The sequence below is a fragment of the Streptomyces sp. NPDC003077 genome (assembly GCF_040611095.1).
Classification (GTDB): domain Bacteria; phylum Actinomycetota; class Actinomycetes; order Streptomycetales; family Streptomycetaceae; genus Streptomyces.
The window spans coordinates 38,924-45,094 of sequence record NZ_JBEXNM010000072.1 but is presented as its reverse complement, the minus strand read 5'-3'; the positions used below and the strand labels follow the sequence as shown (position 1 = coordinate 45,094).

2 protein-coding genes and 1 riboswitch are annotated in these 6,171 nt (G+C 75.4%); of the genes, one reads left to right on the top strand and one right to left on the bottom strand.

Translation table 11 applies throughout. The features are described 5' to 3' along the window. Positions 1-89 precede the first annotated feature (89 nt). The gene (cobN, locus tag ABZX96_RS32070) at positions 90-3,722 is read right to left on the bottom strand and encodes a cobaltochelatase subunit CobN (protein WP_355551164.1); all 3,633 of its coding nucleotides are present in this window, start codon (positions 3,720-3,722) and stop codon (positions 90-92) included. A gap of 54 nt (positions 3,723-3,776) precedes the next feature. Then, a riboswitch (cobalamin riboswitch) is annotated at positions 3,777-3,849 on the bottom strand. 432 nt (positions 3,850-4,281) lie between these two features. Here cobN and ABZX96_RS32065 point away from each other — a divergent pair. Beyond that, positions 4,282-6,033, top strand: coding sequence for a cobalamin biosynthesis protein CobG (locus ABZX96_RS32065; protein ID WP_355551162.1), 1,752 nt, complete (start codon positions 4,282-4,284; stop codon positions 6,031-6,033). The last annotated feature ends 138 nt before the right edge of the window (positions 6,034-6,171 follow it).

Here is a 6,171-nt window from a genome sequence, read left to right as displayed (position 1 = left end):
GGGGGGGCGTTTGGGGTGGTGGTGGGGGCGCAGGGGGGGGGCGTGGGTGGGGTTTTTTCGTCGAAACCCCCCCCCCACGACGGGCGGGGTCAGTCCTCGCCGCCCTCCAGGTCGCCCTCCGTCTCCAGGAACGCCTCGCGCAGCGCGGCCAGCGTGTCGGCGTCGGGCTTGGCCCACATGCCGCGCGACTCGGCCTCCAGCAGGCGCTCGGCGATGCCGTGCAGGGCCCAGGGGTTGGCCTCCTGGAGGAAGGCGCGGTTCTCCGGGTCCAGGACGTAGGTCTGGGCGAGCTTGTCGTACATCCAGTCGGCGACGACGCCGGTCGTGGCGTCGTAACCGAAGAGGTAGTCCACCGTCGCGGCCAGCTCGAACGCGCCCTTGTAGCCGTGGCGGCGCATCGCCTCGATCCAGCGCGGGTTGACCACGCGGGCGCGGAAGACGCGGGAGGTCTCCTCGACGAGCGTGCGGGTGCGGACAGTCTCCGGGCGGGTGCTGTCGCCGATGTATGCCTCGGGGGCGGTGCCCTTGAGCGCGCGGACGGTGGCGACCATGCCGCCGTGGTACTGGAAGTAGTCGTCGGAGTCGGCGATGTCGTGTTCGCGGGTGTCGGTGTTCTTCGCCGCGACCGCGATCCGCTTGTACGCGCTCTCCATTTCCTCGCGGGCCGGGCGGCCCTCCAGCCCGCGCCCGTACGCGTAACCGCCCCACACCGTGTAGACCTCGGCGAGGTCCGCGTCGGTGCGCCAGTCGCGGCTGTCGATGAGCTGGAGCAGGCCCGCGCCGTACGTGCCGGGGCGGGAGCCGAAGATGCGGGTGGTGGCGCGCCGCTCGTCGCCGTGCGCGGCCAGGTCGGCCTGGGCGTGGGCGCGGACGAAGTTGGACTCGGCGGGCTCGTCCAGGTCGGCCGCCAGCCGCACGGCGTCGTCCAGGAGGCCGATGACGTGCGGGAACGCGTCGCGGAAGAAGCCACTGATGCGCAAGGTGACGTCGATGCGCGGGCGGCCCAGTTCGTCCAGCGGGATCGCTTCGAGGCCGGTGACGCGGCGGGAGGCGTCGTCCCAGACGGGGCGGACGCCCAGCAGGGCCAGCGCCTCGGCGACGTCGTCACCCGAGGTGCGCATGGCGCTGGTGCCCCACAGGGACAGGCCGACGGAGGTGGGCCAGTCGCCGTGGTCGGTGCGGTAGCGCTCCAGGAGGGAGTCGGCCAGCGCCTGGCCGGTCTCCCAGGCCAGGCGGCTGGGGACGGCCTTGGGGTCGACGGAGTAGAAGTTGCGGCCGGTCGGCAGCACGTTGACCAGGCCGCGCAGCGGCGAGCCGGACGGGCCCGCCGGGACGAAGCCGCCGTTCAGGGCGTGCACGGCGTGGTCGATCTCGTCGGTGGTGGCGGCGAGCCGCGGCACCACCTCGCGGGCGGCGAAGGCCAGGATCGCGGCGACGGGCTCGCGCTGTGCCTCGGGCAGGTCGCGGGTGACCTCGTCGAGGGCGGCCAGGTCCCAGGACGCGTCGTCCATCGCCTGGACGAGGGCGCGGGCGCGCTCCTCCGTCTCGTCGGCGGTGGTGCGGGTGGCCGCGGACTCGTCCAGGCCCAGCGCCTCGCGCAGGCCCGGCAGCGCGGAGGTGCCGCCCCAGATCTGGCGGGCGCGCAGGATCGCCAGGACCAGGTTGACCCGGGCCTCGCCCTGCGGGGCGCCGCCCAGGACGTGCAGGCCGTCGCGGATCTGCGCGTCCTTGACCTCGCACAGCCAGCCGTCGACGTGGAGGAGGAAGTCGTCGAAGCCCTCGTCGTCCGGGCGCTCCTCCATGCCCAGGTCGTGGTCCAGCTTGGCGGCCTGGATCAGCGTCCAGATCTGGGCGCGGATGGCGGGCAGCTTGGCCGGGTCCATGGAGGAGATGGCCGCGTACTCGTCCAGGAGCTGTTCCAGGCGCGCGATGTCGCCGTAGGACTCGGCGCGGGCCATCGGCGGGACGAGGTGGTCGACGAGGGTCGCGTGCACGCGGCGCTTGGCCTGGGTGCCCTCGCCCGGGTCGTTGACCAGGAACGGGTAGATCAGGGGCAGGTCGCCGAGGGCGGCGTCCGGGCCGCAGGCGGCGGACAGGCCGGCGTTCTTGCCGGGCAGCCACTCCAGGTTGCCGTGCTTGCCCAGGTGGACCATGGCGTGGGCGCCGAAGCCGCCGTCCTCCTGGGAGGCGGCGATCCAGCGGTAGGCGGCCAGGTAGTGGTGCGAGGGCGGCAGGTCGGGGTCGTGGTAGATCGCGATCGGGTTCTCGCCGAAGCCGCGCGGGGGCTGGATGAGGATCAGCAGGTTGCCGCGCCGCAGGGCGGCGAGCACGATGTCGCCCTCCGGGTTGCGGCTGCGGTCCAGGAACATCTCGCCGGGCGCCGGGCCCCAGTGCTCCTCGACGGCCTCGCGCAGTTCGGCGGGGAGGGTGGCGTACCAGCGCTTGTAGTCGGCGGCCGGGATGCGGACGGGGTTGCGGGCGAGCTGCTCGTCCGTCAGCCACTCCTGGTCGTGGCCACCGGCCTCGATCAGGGCGCGGATCATCTCGTCGCCGTCGCCGGACTCCAGGCCGGGCACCGCGTCGGGGCCGGTCTCCGGACCGAAGTCGTAGCCCTCCGCGCGCAGCCGGCGCAGCAGGGCGACGGCGCTGGCGGGGGTGTCCAGGCCGACCGCGTTGCCGATGCGGGAGTGCTTGGTCGGGTACGCGGACAGGACCAGGGCGAGGCGCTTCTCGGCGGCCGGGACGTGGCGCAGCCGGGCGTGGCGCACGGCGATGCCGGCGACGCGGGCGGCGCGCTCGGGGTCGGCGACGTAGACGGGCAGGCCGTCCTCGTCCACCTCCTTGAAGGAGAACGGGACGGTGATCAGGCGGCCGTCGAACTCGGGCACCGCGATCTGGCTGGCCGCGTCCAGCGGCGACAGGCCCTCGTCGTTCTCCTCCCAGGCGGCGCGCGAACCCGTCAGGCACAGCGCCTGGAGGATCGGCACGTCCAGGGCGGCCAGCGCGCCCGCGTCCCAGGACTCGTCGTCGCCGCCCGCCGAGGCGGCGGCGGGCTTGGTGCCGCCGGCGGCCAGGACGGTGGTGACGATGGCGTCGGCGGGCCGCAGCGCGTCGATCAGCTCCGGCTCGGGCGCCCGCAGCGAGGCGACGAACAGCGGCAGCGCGCGGGCGCCGGCCCGCTCGATCTGGCCGCACAGCGCGTCCACGAAGCCGGTGTTGCCGCTCATGTGGTGGGCGCGGTAGTAGAGCACCGCGATCAGCGGGGCGTCCCCGGGCACCTCGGCGACGGCCTCGCGCTCCAGCGGGCCCCAGGTCGGCGCGGCGGCCGGCGGCTCGAAGCCGTGGCCGGTCAGCAGCACGGTGTCGGACAGGAAGCGGCCGAGCTGGTCGAGGTTGGCCGGACCGCCGTGCGCCAGGTAGGCGTGCGCCTCGGCGGCGATGCCGATCGGGACCGTGGACGCCTCCATGAGCTGGGCGTCCGGCGCCTGCTCACCGGTGAGCACCACGACCGGGCGGTCCTGGGCGAGGAGCAGGTCGATGCCCTCCTGCCAGGCGCGCAGCCCGCCCAGGAGGCGGACGACGACCAGGTCGGTGCCTTCCAGGAGCGCGGGGAGTTCCGCCAGGTCCAGGCGGGCGGGGTTGGCGAGCCGGTACGGCACCGGGCCCGCGGCGGCGCGGGCGCTCAGCAGGTCGGTGTCGGACGTCGACAGCAGCAGGATCATGGCGGCGTCTGGCCTTCCTCGGGGTCCGCGCCCCGGGCGGTAAAAGGACGGCGGGAGTTCCTGGCTCACCCGGCGGTGGCCGGGCTCACAGTGGCGGGACCGCGCCGGATTCTCACCGGGCTTCCTCCCTGGCGCCGTCGCTGGCGTCTCGGCGGGCCAGCTGACCCACCGACGTGCATAGTAAGCGCAGGCGGTGGCGGGCGGGGAAGTGGCGGTGGGGCGGGGGCGGGGCGCGGGGGACGTTCCGGGGGGTGGGGCGCCGTTCCGGGGCGCCGGGTGCCGTTCCGGGGCGCGGGGTGATGGGCGGGGGGCCGTTCGCCGGATGCGGCACGTCGCGGCGCCGGGGGCCGGGCCGGGCTCGCGGGTGGCGGGTGGGGGCGAGCGGTGAGTTTCTGAGTGCGGATCGGGGCTGGGTGGGTTTCCGGGTGCGGATCGAAGCCAGGCGGGGGCCGGGCGGGTTTTCGGGCGCGGGCGGGGGCCGGGTCGGGCCCGGGTCGGGTGTCCCGTTGGGGTACGGCATGGGGATGCGGGTTCGGGCATCGTCGGTATGCTCGCCGCCATGCCGCCTTCCCCCTCTATCTCCCCCCAACGGGACGAACCGCCCATACGGGACCGCGGTGACGCCTGCCCGGGCGCGCTGCGGCTGCACGCGGCGAATGACGGTTTCCTGGCGCGAATCCGCATACCGGCCGGGCTGCTGACGGCGCATCAGGGCGAGGTGTTGGCCGACGCGGCCGAGCGGCTGGGCGACGGACACCTCTCCCTCACCTCGCGCGGCAATCTGGAGCTGCGCGGCCTCGGTGACGGGTGCGATCGCGAACTGGCGGAACTGCTGGACGCGGCCGGGCTGCTGCCCTCGCCCCGGCACGAGCGGGTGCGCAACATCCTGGCCTCGCCGCCGGCCGGGCTGGACGCGTACGGCGCCTGGGGTGGCACGGAGGACGCCGAAGTACGTTCCGCGGACGTGCAGTTGTGGGCCCGGCGGCTGGACGCGCTGCTGTGCGCGAGTGAGACCGCGGTGGAGTTGTCGGGGCGGTTCCTGTTCGCGCTGGACGACGGCCGGGGGGACGTGACGGCGCTCGGACCCGATGTGAGCTTGGTCGCAGAGGCGGGGACGGCCCCGGGGGCGGTGCTGCTGCGGGTCGGGGCCGACCCCGCCGCCCTGCGGATCGCGGAGGCGGACGTGCCGCGTGCCGCGCTCGCCGCCGCCGAGGCGTTCCTCGCCGCCGCGCGCTCGGCCGGTACGGGGGCCTGGCGGGTGCGCGAACTGCCCGCCGAACACGCCCTGACCGCGCGGGCGCTCGCCGCGCACCTGACCCGTACGGGGATCGCGGCCCATTACGTGGAGCCGTCCGCGCCGGCGGGCATGCCCCGGCACACGCCGGCGCGTACCCCGGCGCACGGAACCTCCGCCGACCCCGCGCGCGAGCCCGCGTCCCCGGTCGCCTTCACTTCGTCCGCCCGCCCTTCGTCCGCGCACGCTTCGTCCGCGCACGCTTCGTCCGCGCAGGCGCCGTCCGCCCACGCGTCGGCCGCCGTCCCCGCGCCCGGTCTCGTCGAGGCGCCGGACGGGCGCCGGGCCCTCTCCGTTCTCGTACCGCTCGGTCGCCTGTCCGTGGCGCAGTGGCGGCTGCTGTGTGCCGTCGCCGCCCGGGACGGTGCCGGTGAGCTGCGGCTCACGCCGTGGCGCGGCGTGCTGGTCCCGGGGCTGTCCCCGGAGACGGCGGGCCCCCGGCTGCGCCAGCTGGCCGACGCGGGACTGATCACCGACCCGCGCTCGCCCTGGCGCGGCACCGGCGCCTGCACGGGCCTGCCCGGCTGCGCCAAGTCGCTGTCGGACGTACGGGCCGACGCGGAGGCCGCGATCGCGGAGACGGCGATCGCGGAGACCGCGGCGGCTGACGGAGAGGCGGCGATCGCGACGATGGCGGCCCCGGTGGCCGACGCGTCCTCGTCAGCGTCCGGCACGTCCGTATCCGGCACGTCCGCGTCCGGCACGTCCGCGTCCGACATGTACGCGTACGGCACGCTCCTCCCCGTCCACTGGTCCGGCTGTGCCCGGCGCTGCGGGCATCCCCACGGCGCCTGGGTCGATGTGCTGGCGACCGGCGACGGCGGCTACCAAGTGTCCGTACGGTCCGGAGCCGGGACGGGGACCGGGACCGGAGCAAAGGCGGGGACGGGAGCAAAGGCGGGGACGGAGACGAAGGCCGGACCGGAGGCGAGTACGGCCCCCGGCCCGCTCCCCCTCTCCGACCCGGCCGGCCTCGCCCGCGCGATCGGCGCGGCGCGCCACGGGACGCGCACGTGACCACCATGACCACACCCCATCACCCCCCGGCCACCTCCCCGACGCCCCCACGCGCCACGGGAAAGCCACCCCACACGCAGGAAAACCAGGAATCGCGCCGCGGCACAGCGGAACAGCGCAGCAGCGGAACAGACGCGG

Excerpts from the sequence above, each read along its gene's own strand:
- cobN (WP_355551164.1), bottom strand. The coding sequence starts at position 3,722 with ATGATCCTGCTGCTGTCGACGTCCGACACCGACCTGCTGAGCGCCCGC.
- ABZX96_RS32065 (WP_355551162.1), top strand. The coding sequence starts at position 4,282 with ATGCCGCCTTCCCCCTCTATCTCCCCCCAACGGGACGAACCGCCCATA.